Source organism: Acinetobacter sp. YH16056_T, from assembly GCF_024605895.1.
In the GTDB taxonomy this organism is placed as follows: Bacteria; Pseudomonadota; Gammaproteobacteria; order Pseudomonadales; family Moraxellaceae; genus Acinetobacter; species Acinetobacter amyesii.
The window spans coordinates 1,328,761-1,348,853 of record NZ_CP094545.1 but is presented as its reverse complement, the minus strand read 5'-3'; the positions used below and the strand labels follow the sequence as shown (position 1 = coordinate 1,348,853).

Genomic DNA, 20,093 nt, shown 5'->3' with positions numbered 1-20,093 from the left:
AACTTTCTCCACTTGATATCATTGCACCTACAATTATAAATAACTGTGCCTTATGTCTTCTCAACAAAAAATTCTTCGCTCTGCTCTTTTCACATCATTTATTCCTTTTGGCATTTTCTTTAGTGCACACAGTCATGCAGGTATGGATGTCTATTGTGAACCTTCGACTGAAATTCAGACCACTGCCTATACTGCATGCAATGAATTGCCTGCGCTCACGCCGGCAAATGACAATCAAACCAATATGCTGCTGTTGCTTAGCGATTTAGGCATTGCCAAATTTAATATTCAAGAAGAAAAATCCACTTTATGGACAACTAGCTATAGCAAAGTTCCTTTTGAAGTTTCCAGTCTTTTAGTGAATAGCCACAATAAATTGCCAAATGCACGCAAACCTCTAAAAGCACCAGATTTAAGCTATAACGAGCATTGCAATAGCCTGCAAAATGGTGCGCACGCGTTTATTCAACAAGTCAAAACGGACACTAAGCTTTCAAGCAGTGAAAAAGACATGTTGATCCATGAGCGTGAAAAAATTAATAATTGTGAAAACACATTAGCTTTACTGAGCGTGAATCCAAATTGGTCTGCCGCTGCACGTCAATATGTATCCTATCTAAATGCAACGATCTCTTTTTATAATACTCACTTTTCCACAGCGACTAAGATTTATTCAGTACTAACCAATGTTGATCAAGCGTGGTTAAAAGAAACTTCTCAATATATGCTTATTCGTAGCACCTTAAATGAAGCCTATCAAAGTGGTGTTGGTGAATATGGTGATTTAGTACATGACAAACTCAATCAAAACTTATTAACCACTTTTTTTAATAACATTACTCAGTACTTTAAGCTCTATCCGCAGGGTCAATATGCTGCAAGCGCACGCGGTTTATTAAGACGTGGTTTTTGGCTCAGCGGTAAACACGATTTACTGATCAATGAATATGTTTGGCAAATCAATCATCCAACATCCAGCGTCTATAATTTAGAATTGCCAAATCTACCTTATGAATTAGATCGACATGTTTTTCAAAGTAATAGACTCAATGTCAAAAATTTGAAAGATCCATTTTTTCTTAGCATTTATGACCTTATGCATATGCGCAAAAAAGAAACGGCAGATGATGTGGTCATTTCATGGGCTGAGTTAAACGCACAGAAAAATTATTTTAAAGATTCACTAGAACTGTTCCAGTATTTGCAGGCAAATCACTTATTTTATGTGCAAAACAAAGCACAAGAAGCACTCAAATATCTGCCACAACAAGTACCGAGCAGCATCAACAGTTACCTACAGTTGAGTCAGCTACTACTTAAAGGCCGCATTCTGGAAGCTAGTGGGCGAAATCAAACCACTCAAAAATATTGGGAAAACCTACTTTCCATCAGCAAAACCGCCGAACAACGTGGATTGGCTGAACTTATGCTCTATCGCTACTATGCTCAACAGCAAAATACTGCACAATTTATTGGTTCTTCAGCCAAAATCAAGCAAGCTTATCTACAGCAACAATATTTAGTCGATGCAGCGAATGAACAAAGTTTAATGTCTGTGGTCAAAAATAACGTGGCCACGCAAGATCAAAAAAATGTTGCGCTTTATACCCTACTAAATAAGTCATTGGCTTATCAAAACTTTGATTTATTTAACCAAGCGTATCGTGAATTACCAAGCAACGCGGCTCAATTTAATACTGAACAAAACACTGCAGAGAAGTTTCGCAATCAGCCATCATTTGCAAATTTCTTATGGAAAGGTGCAAGCGTGAGCAATTCGATTAAATGTCCTGACTTGGCAACTTTGACCCAACAATTGCAAGTCAACCCAAAAGACCTGAGCCTTAATTTATGCTTAGGTGAATATGCGCGTAGTTCACAAGCCTATACCATACTAAATCTCAACTACCTGCCTGATCATTCACTGCAAAGTTTCAAGGGTACTTATTTTGCCCGTGGCGATGTATATAAAAACATTATTAAAACAGGGACAAAATCTGAATTAACGGCTTATGCGCTGTACCGTGCCATTCAATGTTATGCGCCAAGTGGCAATAATGAATGCCAAGACAAAGATGTAAATAAGTCGGTTCGAAAACAATGGTTTGATCAAATCAAACGCGACTATCCAGAAACCAGCTGGGCTAAATCTCTAAAATATTATTGGTAATTGATGATGATTTTGCAGGTGATCAAGTGGTCAAGAACATTTCGACTTTTGCTTATCTTGAGTATAGGTTTGTGCTCTGCTTGCACACCTGCCCAATCTGGAAAAACACAACAGGCTCAAACCAAATTACAGCAACGTGTTGATGCAGCACATTATTCAAGTTTTTGGATTTGGGGCAATATTTCTAGTAGCCCCTACTTACAGCAAGCCACGGAGCTCTATATTTTACAAGGTGAATTGAATTGGAATAAACCTTTAAAACGATCCGAGTTTATCCCTCAAGGCATTCAAGTCCTCCATAAACCACAGCAGAAAATTTGGATTGTAATCCGTAGCCATCATTTACAATGGTCAAATAACAATATTCAGCAAATTTTGCAGCGGCTTAAACATTGGGAAAATAACGGCAATCAGATCCAAGGCTTACAAATCGATTTTGACGCCAAAACTAAAAACATTCATCAATATGCCTTATTCCTTGAAAATATACGAAAGCAACTACCTCAAAAATATCGTTTAAGCATTACTGGTTTAATGGATTGGACCAATGTTCAAGATCAGCAAACGCTCAGTATATTGCGCCGCAATATTGATGAGATCGCCATTCAAACTTATCGTGGTAGTGCCACGATCGAGAATTACACGAGTTATCTGAATAAAGTCTCAAAATTGAAACTACCCTATAAAATAGGCCTCGTACAACATGGCCGTTGGCACGCACCTCAACATTTAATTAATGATCCTTATTTTAAAGGTTATGTGGTGTTTTTATTACGTACCGCTAATCGGCCTTAAACCATAAATAATTCAAGCATTTTAAATCCATGCCTTGTATTTCAAACCTAAACGCTCTAAAATTCACGCTTCGCAATTATTGCGACACAACTTTGGTTGTGACTCCTTGCTTCAATCAATTAATGATTGGGGCTGCCTAAACCGTAAGGAGCTGACAATGCGTCACTACGAAATCGTACTATTGGTACATCCAGACCAAAGCGATCAAGTTGTGGGTATGGTAGAACGTTACCTAACTCACATCAAAGAAGCTGAAGGTCAAATCCACCGTCTTGAAGACTGGGGTCGTCGTCAATTGGCTTACCCAATCAACAAGATCCACAAAGCTCACTACATTCTTATGAATGTTGAGTGTGGTCAAACTACTCTTGATGAGCTAGAAGAATTGTTCCGTTACAACGATGCAATCATTCGTAGCCTTATCATCCGTCGTGAAAACGCTATCACTGAAGAGTCACTATTGGCTAAGAGTGCTGAAGAAAAACGTGCGCGTAAAGCTCAACGTGAAGAAGCACAACAAGCTCAAGACTCTGCTGAAGCATAAGGAGAACATAACATGGCACGTTTTTACCGTCGTCGCAAGTTCTGCCGCTTTACAGCTGAGAACGTTACGTACATCGACTACAAAGATATCGACACTTTAAAACAGTACATCACTGAAAACGGCAAGATTGTTCCTAGCCGTATTACAGGTACTAAAGCTCGTTACCAACGTCAATTAGCGCTTGCTATCAAACAAGCTCGCTACTTGTCTTTGATCCCTTACACTGACAATCATAAGTGAGGTTGAGCTGTGGATATTATCTTATTACAACGCATTAAAAACCTTGGTAAATTAGGCGATAAAGTTTCAGTTAAAGCTGGTTACGGCCGTAACTTCCTTATCCCTCAAGGTAAAGCAGTTGCTGCTACTGAAGCTAACACTGCTGCATTTGAAGCTCGTCGTGCTGAACTTGAGAAACAAGAAGCTGAAGTATTAGCTGCTGCTCAAGCACGTGCTGACCAATTGAACGAAGTTAACATCGTAATCACTGCTAAAGCTGGTGACGAAGGTAAACTATTCGGTTCTATCGGTACTCGTGACATCGCTGACGCGTTAACTAATGCTGGTCTTGTTGTAGACCGCGCAGAAGTTCGTTTACCAAATGGTGCGCTTCGCAACACTGGTGAATTCAACATCGCAATCCAATTGCATCATGATGTTGTTGCAGAAGTTCTAGTTACTATCGTAGCTGAGTAATTTCTTGCAAAGAAAAGAGCATGCTTACGCATGCTCTTTTTTTATCTGTAAAAAATAGTGCTCCACTTTTTTACATTTTCAACTCTTCATTCAATTCAATGTGTGACGAATTAATCGGAAATACTTGTTCGCATTTCTGTAGAAAACGCCTATCATTTCAGTTTAATGAAGAGTTGAAAAAACTGTAATTAGCACCCATTTCCATCACATTAAATGGTTTCAGCATCAGGGATTTTTATGTCACAGGCGAATGCCAGCAAGCCAAACTCTACGCCAACAGCAAAAACCACAGAACAAAGTTCGTTGAAAGAGTTTCGTACCCCACCCCATAACCTTGCGATTGAACAAGCTGTGCTTGCTGCACTGATGACCGTTGCAGAATCATTTGAGCAAGTGGGTGATGTACTGACTGAAGCTGATTTTTATGCGACCCGTCATAAATATATTTTCCGAGCAATCGATCAACTATCAAAAGATAGCTCACCTTATGATGCGGTCTTAGTCAATGACTGGCTAATTAAACAAAACTTGCTCGATGCTGCTGGTGGCGAAGAATACCTGATGCAACTGATGTCAGATTCACCTTCTAGTTTCTATAACCTTGAAACTTATGCTGCAAAAATTAAAGAGTTTTCAACTTTACGCAGCATGATTAAAGTCAGCTCGGAGATTTTACAAAATGCCTATGACACCAAAGGTCGTACGGTCAGTGAAATTTTAGATCTAGCAGAAACTAATATTTTCTCTATTGCCGAGCAACACAACAACAACGCCAAAGCTCAAGGCCCTAAAGCCATTAACTCTGTCGTTGCTAGTGTATTTGATAAGTTGAATGAACTTTCTCAAACTGAAGGCAGTATCACGGGTTTAACCACTGGATTTGTAGAACTTGATAATAAAACCTCAGGTATGCAAGCAGGCGATTTGATTATTGTGGCGGCCCGTCCATCGATGGGTAAAACTACTTTTGCCATGAACTTGGTTGAAAGTGTGCTGTTTAATAACAACCTGCCCGCTCTAGTTTACTCTATGGAGATGCCCGCGGACTCGATTGCAATGCGTTTGATATCCTCGTTCGGTCGTGTACACCAAGGGCATTTACGTGCAGGTAAAATGGATGCAGATGAATGGTCGAAAGTAACCAGTACCATTGTGCATCTCCAAGAAAAGAATTTGTATATCGATGACTCGTCTGCACTACCTCCAACGGAAGTACGTGCCCGCGCGCGCCGAATTGCCAAAATGCACGGCGGTAAACTTGGCTGCATCATGGTCGATTACTTGCAGCTTATGAAAGTACCCGGTATGGGCGATAACCGTGTTGGCGAGATCTCAGAAATTTCCCGAAGCTTAAAAGCACTGGCTAAAGAAATGCACTGCCCAGTAATTGCACTGTCACAGTTGAACCGATCACTGGAAAACCGTCCTAATAAACGCCCAGTGATGTCCGACTTACGTGAATCAGGTGCAATCGAGCAGGATGCCGATTTGATCATGTTTATTTACCGCGACGAGGTTTATAACAAAGAATCTAAAGAAGCGGGTACTGCAGAAATTATTATTGGTAAACAGCGTAACGGTCCAATTGGTACTGTGCGTCTTGCCTTTGAAGGTCAATACACCAAATTTAGTAACCTCTCCCCTGAGTTTTATGCTCAGTATGATGATGAAGAGTAAAGACTTTTTATCATCCATTAATTCATCGACCCTGTAGGAGTATTTAGGGTGCGCCAAGCTACAGTTTATATTGATCAACAAGCACTTCAATATAATTTAAACCGTGTCAAACAACTTGCCCCAACCGCTAAAATTGTAAGTATGGTGAAAGCCAATGCTTATGGACATGGAGTTAAAGACTGCTTAGCAGCCTTAAAAGACAGTGATGCCTTCGGTGTTGCCTGCCTAGAAGAAGCCTTAGAAATTCGTGAACTGGGTTATGAACAACCCATTACGTTGATTGAAGGCATTTTCTCAGATGATGAAATGCAAATTATCATCGATAAAAAAATTGAATGTGTGGTGCATCATCAGCAACAACTAGATTGGTTACGTGCGCATAAAGAGGCCTATATCGCTCAAGGTCTGAAAGTTTGGGTCAAACTCAACAGCGGTATGAACCGTTTAGGTTTTAAAGTGCCTGAAATTATTGATGTCATTAATGCTTTAAAGGCGGAAGGTTTTACTTGCGTACTGGCGATGCACTTTGCCAATGCAGACGCAGAAAATCATCCTTTAAATGACCAACAACGTGAACAATTCTTACACGTAAAAGAAGCTTGTGCGCCAATCATGGGTTCGTGCTGTAACTCGGCTGCGATTTTCAAATGGCCAGAACTGAATTTTGATTTTGTTCGCCCAGGCATCATGCTATATGGCGCGACACCTTTCTCAGACCGTTCTGTAGAAGCATTAGATCTTAAACCGGTGATGACCTTTACCGCTGAAGTGATTGCTTTAAATACCATTCAAGCTGGTGAATCTGTGGGTTATGGATCGACTTTCGTTGCAGAACAAGAAATGAATCTTGCGATTGTGTCGATTGGTTATGGTGACGGTTATCCACGTGCCTTCCCTAAACAAAACTATGTATCCATCCATGGACAGAAAACGCGTGTGATTGGCCGTGTTGCCATGGATATGATTGCGATTGATATCACCGGTATGCATGCACCGATAGGCACTGAAGTTGAGCTTTGGGGCAAAGATCGTCTGGTTGATGACGTTGCAGAAGCGAACGGAACCATTGGCTATGAATTATTATGCCGTATGAGCGCGCGCCCTGTACGTAAATTAGCTTAATTACGCCAAATCAAAAAGCCCAGATCAAATCTGGGCTTTTTTTTATCTCGCTTTTTTTATTCACTTTTTAAATTGATCGATTTGTTGATCAAATGGTTATTGAAAATAGTCAGCTGTTGGTTTTGCCAATTCAATCAAACCCTGACGCAATGCTTCTGACCAGCCTTTACTGATCATGGTGAAATATGGGTCCTCTTCATAAATGCGCTTACCATTTGGTATTTCTAAACTGTCCTTTTTATAAACCAAAGCATCTAAAGGCATACCTACAGATACATTTGAGCGTATCGTTGAATCAAAAGAAATTAAGCTACAACGCATTGCTTCATCGAGTGGCATATCGTAACGCAAAGTTCGGTCGAGTATCGGCTTGCCATATTTGCTTTCGCCAATTTGAAAATATGGGGTATCAGGTGTTGCACAAATAAAGTTGCCTTGTGGATAGATGTTATATAACTGCATATCCGCACTGCCAATTTGACCGCCTACCAATAAACTACAGTAATAATTACTTTGTTCTAAAGTATCTGATGTGACATCTGAGATGACTTTTTTTAAGGTATGCCCGACCAATTCAGCCACTTCGAACATCGTATTTACACTATATAAATTCGGCTCTTGTTTGACCTCTAGCTGATTTTGTAAATGCCCGATGACCGCTTGTGTAGTAGCTAAATTCCCAGAGGTTTGGATGGTAATAAATCGCTCACCCGCAATACCAAAGGTATAAAGTTTACGAAAAACTGAAATATGGTCAACACCTGCATTTGTCCGTGTATCACTGATAAATACCATGCCATCTTTTAACCGTAATGCACAACAATAGGTCATTTTTATCCCTCAAATGATTAACAACTCAGCACTTGTACAATTGAGCTCATAGACTCAATACCACCTTTATCACGAACGCCTCGAACTGGAGCTACATCCCAGTAGTCCCGCCCAATCGCAACATAAATATGTGATTGTGGTGTAAATAGCTGATTACTGACATCAAAACAATACCATTTATTTTCGATATAGACTTCTACCCAAGCGTGACTGGCAAGGTGGCTACTATTCGGCACAAATAAATACCCAGAAATATAACGTGCAGGAATACCCAAATAGCGACACATTGCGATCATGACATGGCTATGATCCTGACATACCCCTTGCTTATGATGAAAAGCATCAATCGCTGAAGTATGTACCGATGTTTGATTCGATACATAGGGAATATGCGCCAATATCGCTTCAGCCAAACGAATCAGATTGGCACGATTGATACGAGGGACATAGCAATCGGCAAAACTTTTCATGTGAATATCGTACTGCGTACTCGGCGTTGGCTGTAAAAACAATTTCGGGTTTAAATCATCCGCATTTGAATCATTTGAACTCAAATTCATCTCTACGATGCCCTGCGCCATAATGGTCATTTGCAGATAAGGTTCGCGCTGCGTTGTGGTCAACCACACATTACCAAAAGTATCCAATTGCATATCACGCTGCCCCGGCACACTCACATCCCAATTTTGCACCTGTTGGTGTGCATTGGTGGACGGGGTCATTTTGATATATTGAATGCTTCTGTTTACCACATCAGTGTAAACATAATGGGTCTGATGGTTGATCATGAGCCTCATACAGCCACCTCAAACATATTTTGGATATGATCACTGAAATGGTAGAAGTTTTGGCTATTCGGCTGCTGTTTAAGTGCCAACCATGCCTCTTGCACGCTTTCCCATCCAAACTGAACCAAAGCCATGACAATATGTTCAATCTTCGCTAGGGTGTGTTGAATGTCCTGCTGCATGCGTAACTGGCGATCAAGCTGCTCTATGGCTTGTCCTAAACTAAAAAATAAAAATACATCTTCAGATTCGGACTCTAAAACATCTTGGCAATCTGTTACCACGTCACAGATATAACCTGGGTTATCACTCGCATTACGAATTAAACGGCTGAGTTCTGCATAACTTTTTGCTGAAAGTACACCCCTTAAGTCCTGAATATTACTTTGCGCATATTGAAATTGGCTGGAAAATGACGCCGGCTGCTCCGCATTTAAAACTAACTCATTCATTGAGTCGGCATCAAATGCTGGCAAACAAAAAGCATGTGCATAGTTCAATGCCGTATCAACATCTTGAAAAGGGAAAATACTGCATAAATATTGAGTACGTGCTAAATAACGCCCCAACCAAAAAATATGTTCTGCATTACTGTTTAATAAAATCATGTTTTGCTCCTTCACTGGAGTGCTATGAGCGTAAATCGTCTACTACCCACGTATCTTTAATGCCGCCGCCTTGAGAAGAATTCACTACCAATGAACCTGCTTGCATCGCGACACGAGTTAAGCCACCCGGTACAATTTCAGTTCGATATGGTGAACTCAGTACAAATGGGCGTAAATCGATATGGCGTTCCGAAACACCCGCCTCACTTAGGGTTGGGCTGACAGATAAATTTAAAGTCGGCTGTGCAATATATAAATGTGGTGCTGCGGCCACTTTATCTTTAAAGCTATTTAATTCTTGTAAAGAAGCTTGTGGACCGATCAGCATGCCGTAACCACCTGAACCCTGCGCTTCTTTGACCACCAATTTTTCGATATTCGAGAGCACATAATCCAATTCGTTCTGCTCACGACATTGATAGGTCGGCACATTTTTCAGGATCGCTTGTTCGCCTAAATAGAAATGAATCATTTTATCCACATATGGATAAATCGATTTATCATCTGCTACGCCTGTTCCCGGTGCATTTGCAATGATCACATTATGTTGCATATACGCTGACATGAGCCCTGCTACACCCAAAGTACTGTCAGGTTTGAAACATAATGGATCGAGGAAAGCATCATCCACACGACGATAAATTACATCAACCTGTTGTCGACCTTTGATGGTTTTCACATAAACCTTATCGTTTTCTACATAAAGGTCACGCGATGTCACTAAGGGTACATCCATCTCCCTTGCCAAAAAGGCATGTTCATAATACGCACTGTTAAAACGCCCTGGGGTTAAAACCACGATAAACGGGTTATCGACGTAGGCATTTTCTGCAAGAATTTCACGTAAAAGCTGCGGATACTGCTCAATCCCCATAATGTTGCTTTGCTGGCAAAGTTCAGGCATCAGTTTTTGACTGATCTTACGGCTTTCTAGCATATATGACACACCCGACGGTGTTCTAAGATTATCCTCAAGGACGTAAAATTCGCCTGATTGATCACGTATGATATCAATGCCACTGATTTGGCTATAAATTTTACCTTTTAGCCCATGCATATACATTTGTGGCAAATAGGCTTCATGCGTTAAGACTTGCAGTTCAGGAATAATTCCTGCTTTTAAAATATCTTGTTGATGGTAGACATCATGTAAAAACAGATTGAGAGCTTTCACGCGCTGTGCACAGCCCAGTGATAAATTATTCCATTCCTTTCGTGCAATCACACGAGGAATAAGATCATAAGGAATAGTGCGTTCAATGCCCTCATCTTCGCCATACACTGTAAAGGTAATACCCTCATAGATAAAATGTTGTTTTGCCACCTGATTTAGTTGTTTTAATTCATCAAGTGTATGCTGTGATAACCACTGCTCTATCCGTTGGCATGATTCTTTAGCTACCGTTTTACTGTCGCGCATTTCATTAAAAAAATTCGAATTAAATTGATTAAACAGCGCATGTCCTCGAGCAAGAGGTAAATTTTTTAATGTAGAGACAGAAGTATTGACCAACTTTGCCTCATAACCCTCAATTCCATTTGAAGTTGTATTACGATTTTCTTTCAGCATAGCAACTCCATGTTTTTCTCATGTTTTATGAACTAGATAAAGCAATATATATGCCATCAATACATATGCTGCTTCTCTTTGATTATTTATGCATCATTTTTGCAAAGTGGTACAGCATGTAACTGCTCAAGTTGTGTCAAATTGCGTTATTAAAATCATCTTAGTTTTTTCAGATGAAGACTTGCTTAACGCAGGAAGATTTCTTATTGTGTCCCACAGCATCATTTTATTCATTTAAGTCCAAGTTCAAGCACTAGATTATGTCTTCACAAGAAAAAGAAACGTCGAACAGCCTCTATCGTCAGTGGCAAATTCTTTCACGACTGTCCACAGGTAAGTGGATGGGTACGCGTGAATTACAAGAAATACTGAACCGTGAAGGCATTGATATCAGCCTACGCACCATTCAGCGTGACTTAAACCAAATTTCTCTACGTTTCCCAATTGAGAGCAGTAAAACAACGCCGCAAGGCTGGCGTTGGCGTTCTGATGCACCGATTCAAAGCTTGCCACATATGACCAGCTCGCAGGCGGTCACCTTTATGATGGTTGAGGAACACCTAAAACATTTGCTTCCGCCGAGCTTAATTGAAGAAATGAATCCTTGGTTTGACCTCGCACGTCGGAGCCTGTCGACGCAAAATAATGTCCGTCAGTGGATTAACCGCGTGCGAATCGTGCCAGCAACTCAGCCATTGATTCCCCCTGTGGTTGAAAAAGCTGCACAGCAATCAATTTATGAAGGCTTACTACAAGACAAACAACTCGAATGTCTTTATCAAGGTCGTGGACAACAAAGCGAAGAAAAGACCTATATTTTAAATCCACTCGCTTTGGTCCAAAAAGGTGCAATTATTTATTTGGTGTGCACACGTCATGACAAAACAGACATCCAAACCTTTGCTTTACATCGATTTAAATCAGCTACGGTCTTAAATTCACGTGCATTACACCCTGTCGATTTTGATATTGATGCCTATATTGACTCTGGAGCGCTTGGCTTCCGTGTAGACTTTAATAAACCTACAGAAATGATTCAGCTCAAATTAACCATGTCTGAAGCAGAGGCTGTTTATTTTGAAGAAAGTCAGCTAAGTAAAGATCAAGTGATTCAAAAAACCGAAGATGGCTCGGTTGAAGTTAGTGCAACAGTACCTTTTACCTCTCAATTAACATGGTGGCTGCGTAGTTTTGGTAAAAAGATTCAGAAAATTGAACCTGAAGAAGTCGCTATAGTTGTACAACAACGCAATGATTAAACCGATCTAAGGTTTTCTGCTACCTTAAATACTAACTAATGTTACGCACATAAAAGTAATTTCGCATTTTAAAAATGATTTTTAAGTCTATTCGACGGAGTCTTACATCTAGGGTTTAAATAAAGGAATTAGCCTTCGGCTGGAGGTACTTTTGTTTCGGCAAAAGTACCCAAAACCATTGTCATCCGCAAAACTCGTTCACTAACGTCTACTTATTCAAAGTATCGCAAAAACATTTTTAAATAAATGTAGTCCTGTCTCAAACACTTGCGGATGACCTTACCGCGTATCATTCTTTTATTTGAGGTGACAACTTCTAACGCATAATGAATATCTAGTACATTATTTATGCTTAGATTTTCCCTTAAAATATCAACACATAAAAAAGTCCCAACGCTGGGACTGGATAATTTCTTAGAATATTTTTGTAATTTTAGTCGTTTAGGTCAAAGGAACTACAGCATAAGTACCTGCTGAATACCTTATGCCGTAGCGCTAATTTCTCATGGCTATAATCAATTACTGACATAGGCAGGCTAGGTCGGCATTATTATAACGAATAGATTTCATAGTCATATTCAGCACCTCGTGTTTAGAAAGTAAAATCACTTTAACCTCCATTTTGTGCACTGTGAAATAACAAGAACCGCGCTACTTTTCACAAATTTTCTTAAAGAACATTCCTGCTTTTCTTATCTCATTTGGCTTTAAATGAAAAATTCATCCAACTTCAGTGCTGTTTTTTATAAATGCTACACTGAATCAACAAATTAAAGCTTGAGCATTGTGCATAAACTCGGCAAATTATGAGCAAATGAGCTGAATAAGATTTTTCAAAATATGGCCAGTCCAGCGCAAACTATTCGCCACAAGCTACTAAATACTTTTTTTTCTCGGCATTCCATTTGGTTTGCTTGTATTTTTATCTTCCTACTCATTTCGAGTTTTCATTTAGGTTATTCCCCTCGTTATATTCAATATTTCATTCCACAAACCTTATTGAATAGTATCTGGGTCATTACTGGGCTTTTGAGTTTATTGGGTTTGTATGACGTCATACAAAACAAACATTCGATCTTAAAAAATTACCCCATCATGGGGCACTTTCGTTTTCTATTTGAAGAATTTCGACCTGAAATTCGCCAATATTTTATTGAATCTGATCAAGATGCTCTGCCCTTTTCTCGTATGCAGCGTAGTTTGGTCTATCAACGTGCAAAAAACCAAAATGCAGATAAACCATTTGGTTCAATTGTTGATGTTTACCAAAATGATTACCGCTTTATTAATCACTCCTTGTCACCTTGCATTCCTGCCATTCCTGAAACATTCCGTATTAACATTGGCAATGAACAATGCAAGCAACCGTATAGCGCATCGATATTAAACATTTCTGCGATGAGCTTTGGTAGTTTAAGTGCCAATGCCATTCGTGCCTTAAACTTAGGCGCAAAAATGGGCAATTTCTACCATGACACCGGTGAAGGCAGTATTAGTCCGTATCACTTGGAAAATGGTGGCGACATTGTCTGGGAACTCGGTAGTGGTTACTTTGGCTGCCGTACGATTGATGGTCAATTCGACCCTGTACGTTTTGCTGAACAAGCCAAGCACCCTCAAGTCAAAATGATTGAGATCAAATTATCTCAAGGTGCAAAACCAGGCCATGGTGGCATTTTACCTAAAGACAAAATTTCCGAAGAGATTGCTCAAATCCGTGGTGTCAGCCGTGAACATGACTGTATCTCGCCATCTAGCCATCCTGCCTTTAGCACCCCTATAGAAATGATGCAATTTATTCAGCAATTGCGCGAGCTTTCCGAAGGTAAACCTGTGGGTTTTAAACTGTGTATCGGGCAACCGTGGCAATTTATGAGTATCGTAAAAGCCATGTTACATACGGGGATTACACCTGATTTTATCGTGGTGGATGGTTCTGAAGGTGGGACTGGCGCTGCACCTATAGAACTGATTGATAATATGGGGACACCACTGCGTGAAGGCCTACTCTTTGTCAATAACACCCTGATTGGTGCAGGCTTGCGTTCAAAAATTAAAGTCGGTGCCAGTGGTAAAATTATTAGTGCTTTTGATATTGCTAGTACCATGGCGATTGGCGCAGATTGGGTCAACTCAGCTCGTGGCTTTATGTTTGCAGTCGGGTGTATTCAAGCTCAAAGCTGTCATACCAACCAATGTCCAGTTGGCGTTGCAACGCAGGACAAAGACCGTCAAAAAGCCATTCATGTCCCAACTAAAGCAGAGCGTGTTTTTAATTTCCACAAAAATACCTTGCATGGTTTATCTGAACTTATTGCCTCTGCGGGTTTACAACACCCGTCGGATATCCGTGCACACCATCTAGCACAGCGTATTAACAACCGTGAAATTAAAAACTATGCACAGCTACATTTTTGGTTAAAAGATGGGGAGTTACTCAGCTGTGAAAATAAAGATGAAGAAAACTTCTATTTCCGTATGTGGAATATGGCACATCTAGAAAAGTTCTGATTCCTACCCCATAAAAAAAGAGGCGACTACGCCTCTTTTTTTCGTCTAGATCCATCACACCGATTAAGGTAGGCTGTGCTCAATCGTCAATTAGTAACTGATGTTACGCGCGTAAAAGTAATTACGCATTTTTAAAATAATTTTTAAGCCTATTCGACGGAGTCTTACATCTAGGGCTTAAATAACGGGATTAGCCTTCGGCTGGAGGTACTCTTACGAAACGTTGTTTCTCATTTGGTAAAATGAGAAGCGTGCTTCGCAAGGAAACCATCTTGCGGTGCAATGCACCTCACCAACAAAACTCGTTCACTAGCGTCAAATTATTCAAAGTATTGCAAAAACATTTTTGATTAGGAGTAGTCCAGTCTCAAATACTTGCGGATGACCTTCCCGCGTATCGTACTTTTATTTGAATCAAATTACGCTCCTGATGTTAGTGCGTAACATCAGTTAGTAATAAGACTTACTATTCGATTGAGCATGCAAGAATGCAGGGATCAAACCTGTTAATGCAGCACGAATATCGGCACGTTCATTAATCAGCTGATGTGAACCTTCTTCAAGCATGAGAAGCGTCTGTAAACGGAATTTACGACGTATAAACTCAATGTTATAACGCCAATCCACCGTCTGATCCTGTGCGCCTTGAGCTAACCACACTGGAATACGACATGCAGGTCGCTCTTCCATTTCCTGCATCCATTTTGACATGGCCAAAATCCAGTCCATCCCCATCATTCGAGGTTGTAGAGGATCTTTTAAACGTACAAAACGCAAAAACTCAGGGTTATGATTATTCCGTCTAAAATGACGTGGCACTTCACGTTTAATACGACGAATAATGCCTAATCCAACCGAGTTATGCCACCATGCCGTTTTTGCAGGGCGAATCAGCGGAGATAATAATAAAACTCGTTCGACATAAGGGTTTTTGCGATGTTCAGCAAAATCTAACAGATGATGCAGCCAAATCGCCCCACCCGTACTCTGCCCAATCCCTAACCACGGTGTCGGTAATTGAGCTGCATGTTTCACATAACGATATACCGCTTCCAAAACTTGTTGGTAATGATCAAAGTTTTGAATACTGGCTGGCGATCCATTACTTAGACCATGCCCCGGTAAATCATAGGTCAAAACACTAAAACCTTGATCTAAGAGCTCACGAATAATCGGCTGATATATTCCACTATGCTCTAAATAACCATGCAATAAAAATACAGTGCCTTTAATGACATCCGTTTCAGTTTTCAGTTTCGGTTGAAATACTTGTACATGTAATTTGAACAAAGGCATTTCCACATAGCCTTGCCAATGTTCGCAGTTCAAGGCATCTAAGCCGTAGAGTCGTCGATAAGATTGTATTTCGACACTAGGCTCAAACGGCCGATTTAAATTTAGCGGTTCTAATAATTGTGGGGTTAATTCTCGACTTGGAACAGGAAGATCTAATTGTTTAAGGATCGAAGGATTAAGAAATGGGATATCTGACATTATGGGACCTCCCGACAGTCACTTGAGCCAAACCAAACGTCACGTAAGGTAGCTAATAATTCATAATTAGCACGACGACTATGGTCATAATTTTTTTCACTTGGTCGCCATGTAGTTAATGTTGTTGGCATAGGTGCAACAACAGGAATGGTTTCGATACCATTTAATGCAAATAAACGACGTGTTCGAGGCATATGATATTGGTCAGTGATTAAAATAACCGTCGGTGCCCCACCTTTTTTCTGTAAAAGCAACGAACTAAAACGCGAATTTTCGCAAGTATTCATACTGCGGTCTTCAAGCAATTTCGCATCGACATCATATTGCTTCAACCAAGCTTGCATATACGGTGCTTCCACACCACTCAGTACAATCGGTAACTTATTGGCTCGTTCAACATCGAGTGTTTTTTCCAGTCGAAGTCGTGTGTAGTCATTCACTACGATATCTTTATCATTTTTATCTAAGGTTAAACCACCACCTAGCACCACGATCGCATACGGCTCTGCCGTTGGCTGCTTCAGGGTTTTATCTTTCATTTTGGCAAGATCAAGATACGTTTCATCATCGATCGGTTCTGCTTCTGAAGCAGCTTGCTCAATTTCATGGGTTTTTAAGAACTCAGTATATTGAGTCATCAGGCCTTTATTTTCCGCACTATTGAGCTCAAGCAGCTCTTTCATTTTTTGAGCAGGATTTTCCGCCAATGCCTCAGAAGATGCCGCCTCGGACGCAGAAGGATTCAGCAAAGGAACTTTCGGCATGTCCTTTTGACTATCATTCTTTTCTTTTTCATGTTCTCCTTCAATGAGCTGCTGTAACGCCTTATAACGTGCTTGTATAAGGGTTAAATCTTGAGGCTCATCAGACTGTATGGCTTGCTCCATGAGTTTTAAATACGCTTGGCGCGCGATCCATAAGTCAGAACCCGGCTCATAGTTATCATCGTCACTCAAAGCACCGAGTTTTTGACTTTGCGCTGCAAGCTGATTGACTTCTACAGGAACGAAATAATTTAAACTTTTAACGATCAATTTAGAATAAAACGGCGTATAGATAAAAATCATTAGACAGCCCAAAAGTACAAATAGCACTGCGGCAATTTGTACTAAGCGAACCATCCAATGTGTTTTATGCATAAATCTAAAACCTAAGTGTTGTTATTGATCTGCGTGAGATCGAATCAAGCCATTTGTATCAAATAATACAGGCTCAGGATGTAGTTCAATATTAAATTTTTCAAAAACATCATGTTGTACAGCTTTGTATGTTGTACGTACATCTTGCAGCGTGCCGTCTTGGTAATTGACCAATACCAAAGCTTGCTTATGGAACATACCCACTGAACCCACAGATTTCCCTTTCCAACCCGCTTGATCAATCAACCAGCCCGCTGCCAGTTTTACCGCATTATTCGGCTGCGGGTAATGGGGTAAATTTGGAAATTGCAGCGCAATTTGGTCAAAGACTTGCTGGCTAATCACGGGATTTTTAAAGAAACTTCCGACATTTGGAAATTCTTTGGGATCTGGCAGTTTGGTTTGACGGATATGAATGACTTGTTGTTGTAGGTTTTCTGCACTTAAGTCTTCGCCTACCGCCTGCTTTAAATCACCATAATTTAATTTTAAATCGGCATGTTTTAAAAGTTTAAACGTGACATGCGTAATAATAAAACGCTCTGGCTCATCTTTAAAAATACTATGGCGATATGAAAAATGACAATCGGCAGCGCTAATACTACTTTGCTGTTCTGTTACTCGGTCATAGACCTGCACAGATTCAATAAATTCACCCGCCTCAACACCATAAGCTCCAATATTTTGCACAGGTGAAGCACCGACTAAACCAGGTATCAATGCTAAATTTTGTAAGCCATAAAACTGGTGTGCCGTCGTCCATAGCACAAAGTCATGCCACACTTGCCCTGCACCCACTTTTAAAGTTTGGGTTGCGGCATCGTCTTGTACATATTCAATACCTTGAATATCCATGTGCATCACTAAAGCATGTATTTGCTCAGGCAACAGCATATTACTGCCCCCTGAAAGCACCAATACATTTAATTGCTCAGCTTTGGCAAAGTCGAGCGCTGCTTGGATATCTTCGACAGATTGAACACGTACATAATGAGATGCAACAGCATCGAGGCTTAATGTATTAAATGGCTTAAGCTGAACCTGTGTTTGAATTTGCATTCTTAAACCTTAATTTTTTTGCTGTGCTTGTAACTGAGTTTTTAAATAATTGACCCAAGCCTGACTGCTAGATTCGCATTGATCTAATACATGTTCAAACCCTGCATCACCACCATAGTACGGATCTGGTACTTCTTGTTGCGGATATTGGTGATCATGTTGACTCATCAAAGACACTTGGGCACGTAGTTGACCGAATTGTTGCTGCGCCTTTTGCATGAGGTTTTGAATATTGTCTAAATTTTCGTAGTCCATGGCCAAAATCAAATCAAATTCAATAAAATCATGAACCGTTAACTGACGTGCGCGTAATGCAGATAAGTTATAGCCTCGTAATTTTGCATGCTGTTGGCTACGAAGATCAGGCGCTTTACCCGGATGATAATTGCTCGTACCCGCAGAGTCGACGTGAATATTGAGTTGCGCTTCATCACAAAAATGTCTGAGAACCACTTCAGCCGTAGGTGAACGGCAAATATTTCCTAAACAAACACACAACACCTTATATGGCGTGCTGGATGACATAACAACCTCAAGACTACTTTTATTTCAAGCGTCTTATGTTAAGTTATTTACAGGATGAATCCTATATCAACACTCAAGAATAATGTTTATTTGGATATAAAAAATTAGGGATAAGCCAATGAGTCAATTTCAGTTTCAAACCGTCAGCAATATTATTTCAGGCTTAGGCTCTATTTCCCAACTGAGAGAGGTCCTAGGCGACTTTCAAGCCAAGCGTGTTATGCTTGTGACCGACCCCGGTATGTTGCAACAACAATTACATTTACCCATTTTGGATATTTTAGAAAGTATCCATCAAGATTATGTGATTTATTCCAGTATTCAAGCTGACCCTGCAGAACATATAGTTTTGGATGCAGTTCAATTTGCCAAGAATGAAAAAGTGGATTTGATTATTGGTTTTGGCGGTGGCAGTTCAATGGATGTAGCTAAAATTATTGCGATCTTGGCTCATCCTAAGCAAACACAGCAGATCAGTGATTTATATGGTGTAGCTAATGCAAAACGACCACGCTTACCGCTCATTTTGATTCCGACAACGGCAGGGACCGGCTCTGAAGTCACACCAATCTCTATCGTCACTACAGGTGAAACCACCAAAACAGGTATCGTCTCCCCTGTACTGTATGCCGATGTCTGTATCCTCGATGCGAACTTTACATTAAATCTTCCCGCACATATTACCGCAGCGACAGGTATCGATGCCATGGTGCATGCCATTGAAGCCTATACGTCAAAAATTAAAAAAAATCCGTATGCGGATATGCTCGCCAAACAAGCTTTGCGTTTATTAAATAAAAACTTAGCACTGGTTTTACAAGATGGACATAACCTCGAAGCGCGTCAGCACATGCTAGTCGGTTCAATGCTTGCAGGTCAGGCCTTTGCTAATGCACCAGTTGCAGCGGTGCATGCACTCGCCTATCCACTCGGTGGACACTTTCATCTCTCGCATGGTCATACCAATGCACTGGTTCTCGCTGAAGTGTTAAAGTTTAATGCACCTCAGGCCAAACAGCATTATGCAGAACTTATGAGTTGGCTAGATCCATACAGTACGGGCTGTACCGATGGTTTATGTGATTTATTTATTGATCATATGCAAAATCATTTAGATCAGAGTGGTTTGGTGCTAAAACTCAGCCAACTGAATGTGCCTGAAAATATGCTCGATCGTTTAGCAGAAGACGCGTTATTACAAACGCGACTATTACAAAATAATCCGCGAAAACTGCAGTTTGAAGACGCTCGCCAGATTTACCAATCAATTTATGCCTAAAGTTCACTCATTTTTGAAATAAAGAA

17 protein-coding genes and 1 pseudogene are annotated in these 20,093 nt (G+C 40.4%); 10 read left to right on the top strand and 8 right to left on the bottom strand.

The annotated features are described in order from the left end of the window. Nucleotides 1–52: 52 nt before the first annotated feature. From MST17_RS06795 to alr, 7 genes are all read left to right on the top strand, one after another. A complete protein-coding gene (locus tag MST17_RS06795) occupies nt 53–2,170 on the top strand; it encodes a hypothetical protein (RefSeq protein WP_180026421.1) in 2,118 nt (705 codons plus the stop codon). Nucleotides 2,171–2,176: 6 nt separating this feature from the next. Next, nucleotides 2,177–2,965 (top strand): DUF3142 domain-containing protein, encoded by a 789-nt coding sequence (locus tag MST17_RS06790; protein ID WP_180026460.1) that lies wholly within the window; start codon nt 2,177–2,179, stop codon nt 2,963–2,965. Between the two features lie 157 nt (nt 2,966–3,122). Then, entirely contained in the window at nt 3,123–3,509 is a 387-nt protein-coding gene (gene rpsF / locus MST17_RS06785; RefSeq protein ID WP_004696436.1) for a 30S ribosomal protein S6, read from the top strand. Nucleotides 3,510–3,521: 12 nt separating this feature from the next. Beyond that, nucleotides 3,522–3,749 carry a 30S ribosomal protein S18 gene (gene rpsR / locus MST17_RS06780; protein WP_004278792.1) on the top strand — a complete coding sequence of 76 codons (228 nt, stop codon included), beginning with the start codon at nt 3,522–3,524 and terminating at the stop codon, nt 3,747–3,749. A 9-nt stretch (nt 3,750–3,758) separates the two neighbouring features. Further along, complete coding sequence (gene rplI, locus MST17_RS06775) at nt 3,759–4,205, top strand: 50S ribosomal protein L9 (protein ID WP_078188585.1); 447 nt, start codon at nt 3,759–3,761, stop codon at nt 4,203–4,205. Nucleotides 4,206–4,442: 237 nt separating this feature from the next. Beyond that, on the top strand, nt 4,443–5,882 hold the full coding sequence (dnaB, locus tag MST17_RS06770; RefSeq protein ID WP_078188586.1) for a replicative DNA helicase: 1,440 nt from the start codon (nt 4,443–4,445) through the stop codon (nt 5,880–5,882). Nucleotides 5,883–5,930: 48 nt separating this feature from the next. After that, nucleotides 5,931–7,004, top strand: coding sequence for an alanine racemase (gene alr, locus MST17_RS06765; protein ID WP_180007907.1), 1,074 nt, complete (start codon nt 5,931–5,933; stop codon nt 7,002–7,004). A gap of 96 nt (nt 7,005–7,100) precedes the next feature. On the opposite strand, the gene MST17_RS06760 is transcribed toward alr, so the two are convergent. From MST17_RS06760 to MST17_RS06745, 4 genes and pseudogenes are all read right to left on the bottom strand, one after another. Then, the gene (locus MST17_RS06760) at nt 7,101–7,835 is read right to left on the bottom strand and encodes a proteasome-type protease (RefSeq protein ID WP_180007906.1); all 735 of its coding nucleotides are present in this window, start codon (nt 7,833–7,835) and stop codon (nt 7,101–7,103) included. Between the two features lie 17 nt (nt 7,836–7,852). Then, the gene (locus tag MST17_RS06755; protein ID WP_168377742.1) at nt 7,853–8,632 is read right to left on the bottom strand and encodes a transglutaminase family protein; all 780 of its coding nucleotides are present in this window, start codon (nt 8,630–8,632) and stop codon (nt 7,853–7,855) included. Continuing rightward, nucleotides 8,629–9,231 carry an alpha-E domain-containing protein gene (locus MST17_RS06750; RefSeq protein ID WP_168377743.1) on the bottom strand — a complete coding sequence of 201 codons (603 nt, stop codon included), beginning with the start codon at nt 9,229–9,231 and terminating at the stop codon, nt 8,629–8,631. Before MST17_RS06750 ends, MST17_RS06755 begins: the two co-directional genes overlap by 4 nt. 22 nt (nt 9,232–9,253) lie before the next feature. Further along, nucleotides 9,254–10,687 (bottom strand): annotated as a pseudogene (locus tag MST17_RS06745) (circularly permuted type 2 ATP-grasp protein); the annotation flags it as partial. A 374-nt stretch (nt 10,688–11,061) separates the two neighbouring features. Between MST17_RS06745 and MST17_RS06740 the strand changes: the two are divergent. Both MST17_RS06740 and MST17_RS06735 read left to right on the top strand, forming a co-directional pair. Continuing rightward, nucleotides 11,062–12,060 carry a YafY family protein gene (locus tag MST17_RS06740; protein WP_180026423.1) on the top strand — a complete coding sequence of 333 codons (999 nt, stop codon included), beginning with the start codon at nt 11,062–11,064 and terminating at the stop codon, nt 12,058–12,060. Between the two features lie 840 nt (nt 12,061–12,900). Beyond that, nucleotides 12,901–14,571 carry an FMN-binding glutamate synthase family protein gene (locus MST17_RS06735; protein ID WP_078188593.1) on the top strand — a complete coding sequence of 557 codons (1,671 nt, stop codon included), beginning with the start codon at nt 12,901–12,903 and terminating at the stop codon, nt 14,569–14,571. Nucleotides 14,572–15,021: 450 nt separating this feature from the next. Here MST17_RS06735 and MST17_RS06730 read toward each other — a convergent pair whose 3' ends face one another. From MST17_RS06730 to MST17_RS06715, 4 genes are read right to left on the bottom strand one after another with little or no spacing between them, the layout of a single operon-like run. Then, complete coding sequence (locus MST17_RS06730; RefSeq protein ID WP_180026424.1) at nt 15,022–16,065, bottom strand: alpha/beta hydrolase; 1,044 nt, start codon at nt 16,063–16,065, stop codon at nt 15,022–15,024. Then, entirely contained in the window at nt 16,065–17,204 is a 1,140-nt protein-coding gene (locus MST17_RS06725; protein WP_180026425.1) for a YdcF family protein, read from the bottom strand. Before MST17_RS06725 ends, MST17_RS06730 begins: the two co-directional genes overlap by 1 nt. A gap of 21 nt (nt 17,205–17,225) precedes the next feature. Then, on the bottom strand, nt 17,226–18,263 hold the full coding sequence (murB, locus tag MST17_RS06720) for a UDP-N-acetylmuramate dehydrogenase (RefSeq protein WP_180026426.1): 1,038 nt from the start codon (nt 18,261–18,263) through the stop codon (nt 17,226–17,228). Between the two features lie 9 nt (nt 18,264–18,272). Further along, nucleotides 18,273–18,788, bottom strand: a complete 516-nt coding sequence (locus MST17_RS06715; RefSeq protein WP_111884272.1) for a low molecular weight protein-tyrosine-phosphatase — start codon at nt 18,786–18,788, stop codon at nt 18,273–18,275. Nucleotides 18,789–18,906: 118 nt separating this feature from the next. Here MST17_RS06715 and MST17_RS06710 point away from each other — a divergent pair, with 118 nt between their 5' ends. After that, a complete protein-coding gene (locus tag MST17_RS06710; protein WP_180026427.1) occupies nt 18,907–20,067 on the top strand; it encodes an iron-containing alcohol dehydrogenase in 1,161 nt (386 codons plus the stop codon). Nucleotides 20,068–20,093: the final 26 nt, after the last annotated feature.

Coding starts and splice junctions, on each gene's coding strand:
- MST17_RS06735 (WP_078188593.1), top strand. CDS start 12,901: ATGGCCAGTCCAGCGCAAACTATTCGCCACAAGCTACTAAATACTTTT.
- murB (WP_180026426.1), bottom strand. CDS start 18,263: ATGCAAATTCAAACACAGGTTCAGCTTAAGCCATTTAATACATTAAGC.
- MST17_RS06725 (WP_180026425.1), bottom strand. CDS start 17,204: ATGCATAAAACACATTGGATGGTTCGCTTAGTACAAATTGCCGCAGTG.
- MST17_RS06740 (WP_180026423.1), top strand. CDS start 11,062: ATGTCTTCACAAGAAAAAGAAACGTCGAACAGCCTCTATCGTCAGTGG.
- MST17_RS06715 (WP_111884272.1), bottom strand. CDS start 18,788: ATGTCATCCAGCACGCCATATAAGGTGTTGTGTGTTTGTTTAGGAAAT.
- MST17_RS06710 (WP_180026427.1), top strand. CDS start 18,907: ATGAGTCAATTTCAGTTTCAAACCGTCAGCAATATTATTTCAGGCTTA.
- MST17_RS06755 (WP_168377742.1), bottom strand. CDS start 8,632: ATGAGGCTCATGATCAACCATCAGACCCATTATGTTTACACTGATGTG.
- rpsF (WP_004696436.1), top strand. CDS start 3,123: ATGCGTCACTACGAAATCGTACTATTGGTACATCCAGACCAAAGCGAT.
- MST17_RS06760 (WP_180007906.1), bottom strand. CDS start 7,835: ATGACCTATTGTTGTGCATTACGGTTAAAAGATGGCATGGTATTTATC.
- rpsR (WP_004278792.1), top strand. CDS start 3,522: ATGGCACGTTTTTACCGTCGTCGCAAGTTCTGCCGCTTTACAGCTGAG.
- MST17_RS06750 (WP_168377743.1), bottom strand. CDS start 9,231: ATGATTTTATTAAACAGTAATGCAGAACATATTTTTTGGTTGGGGCGT.
- MST17_RS06730 (WP_180026424.1), bottom strand. CDS start 16,065: ATGTCAGATATCCCATTTCTTAATCCTTCGATCCTTAAACAATTAGAT.
- MST17_RS06795 (WP_180026421.1), top strand. CDS start 53: ATGTCTTCTCAACAAAAAATTCTTCGCTCTGCTCTTTTCACATCATTT.
- dnaB (WP_078188586.1), top strand. CDS start 4,443: ATGTCACAGGCGAATGCCAGCAAGCCAAACTCTACGCCAACAGCAAAA.
- MST17_RS06790 (WP_180026460.1), top strand. CDS start 2,177: ATGATTTTGCAGGTGATCAAGTGGTCAAGAACATTTCGACTTTTGCTT.